Genomic DNA, 1,963 nt, shown 5'->3' on the forward strand with positions numbered 1-1,963 from the left:
GGTTCCGTGTCCCGGGTGCCGCGGCGCCGTCCGGCATGGGCGCGAGCCGTGCGCCTTCCGGTGCCCGTGCTCGCTCCCGCCCTGGCGGGCGGCCCGGCCATGGCGATTCCGGTACGCGCGGGCGTACGCGCGAAGGCGTCGCGTCCGGGCCTCGCGCTGCGCAGCCGTACCGGAGGAACGCTCGGCCGCAGGTCGGCCGCCGCACGCGGCGGCGCGCGTACGCCCCGGGCGCCGCGCCCGCCCCGGAGCAGTGGCGTCCGACGGCTGTACGAGCGGGCCCGCCGGGCCTGGGACCGGCCGCTGACCGCCTACTACCTCATCCTCGGCAGCAGCCTGCTGATCACCGTGCTCGGCCTGGTGATGGTGTACTCCGCCTCGATGATCAAGGCGCTGGAGCTGTCGCTCCCCGCCTCGTACTTCTTCCGCAAACAGTTCCTCGCCGCGGCCATCGGTACCGGACTGCTGCTGCTGGCCTCCCGTATGCCGTCCAAACTGCACCGCGCGCTGGCCTACCCGCTGCTCATGGTCACCGTCTTCCTGATGGTGCTGGTGCAGGTCCCGGGGATAGGGCTTGAGGTCAACGGCAATCAGAACTGGCTCTCCCTCGGCGGCCCCTTCCAGCTCCAGCCCAGTGAGTTCGGCAAGCTGGCACTGATCCTGTGGGGCGCCGACCTGCTCGCGCGCAAACAGGACAAGCGACTGCTGAACCAGTGGAAACACATGCTGGTGCCGCTCGTCCCGGTCGCCTTCATGCTGCTCGGTCTGATCATGCTCGGCGGTGACATGGGCACCGCGATCATCCTCACCGCGATCCTCTTCGGACTGCTGTGGCTGGCCGGGGCGCCCACCCGGCTGTTCGCCGGAGTTCTCGGCGTCGCCGCCCTCGTCGGCTTCGCGCTCATCAGGACCAATGAGAACCGGATGTCCCGGCTCTCCTGCATCGGCGCCATCGACCTCGGCCCCAAGGGGGAGTGCTGGCAGGCGGTGCACGGGATCTACGCCCTCGCCTCCGGCGGATGGTTCGGTTCGGGCCTCGGCGCGAGTGTGGAGAAATGGGGACAACTCCCTGAGCCGCACACCGATTTCATCTTCGCCATCGCCGGGGAGGAGCTTGGCCTGGCGGGGACGCTGTCGGTACTCGCCCTGTTCGCGGCTCTAGGCTATGCGGGTATCCGCGTGGCCGGACGCACGGAGGACCCCTTCGTGAGGTACGCCGCGGGAGGCGTGACCACCTGGATCACGGCACAGGCCGTGGTCAACGTCGGTGCGGTGCTCGGTCTGCTGCCGATCGCCGGTGTCCCGCTCCCGCTGTTCTCCTACGGAGGGTCGGCCCTGCTGCCGTCCATGTTCGCCATCGGGCTGCTGATCGCCTTCGCGCGAGAGGATCCCGCCGCGAAAGCGGCCCTGGCCATGCGGAGGCCAGGGGTGAGATGGAAGTCGATGAGACGGCGCGTCAAGAAGCGTCCGTCCGGAGAGCGGTGAATTTCGGTGCATGTCGTACTCGCCGGTGGGGGGACCGCCGGCCACATCGAGCCCGCGCTCGCCCTCGCGGACGCCCTGCGCAGGCAGGACCCGACCGTGGGCATCACTGCCCTCGGCACAGAGCGCGGACTGGAGACCAGGCTCGTCCCGGAGCGGGGGTACGAACTGGCGCTCATCCCCGCCGTGCCGCTGCCGCGCAAGCCCACACCGGAACTGATCACCGTACCGGGACGGCTGCGCGGCACCATCAAGGCCGCCGAGCAGGTCCTGGAGCGCACCAAGGCCGACTGCGTCGTCGGCTTCGGCGGCTATGTGGCCCTGCCCGGGTATCTCGCCGCCAAGCGGCGCGGGGTGCCGATCGTCGTCCATGAGGCCAACGCCCGTCCCGGGCTCGCCAACAAGATCGGCTCGCGGTACGCCGCAGGGGTCGCCGTCGCCACCCCCGACAGCAAACTGCGGGGCGCCCGCTACATCGGCATCC

Annotated in this window: 2 protein-coding genes; both read left to right on the forward strand. The window is 70.5% G+C overall.

The window, feature by feature from the left end; all coding sequences use genetic code 11:
- The first annotated feature begins 99 nt into the window (after window positions 1-99).
- On the forward strand, window positions 100-1,482 hold the full coding sequence (gene ftsW, locus ACWF94_RS39555; protein ID WP_453499986.1) for a putative lipid II flippase FtsW: 1,383 nt from the start codon (window positions 100-102) through the stop codon (window positions 1,480-1,482).
- 6 nt (window positions 1,483-1,488) lie between these two features.
- A partial coding sequence (locus ACWF94_RS39560; RefSeq protein WP_453499984.1) for a glycosyltransferase occupies window positions 1,489-1,963 on the forward strand: 475 nt, incomplete at its 3' end.

The organism is Streptomyces sp. NPDC055078 (genome assembly GCF_053607985.1).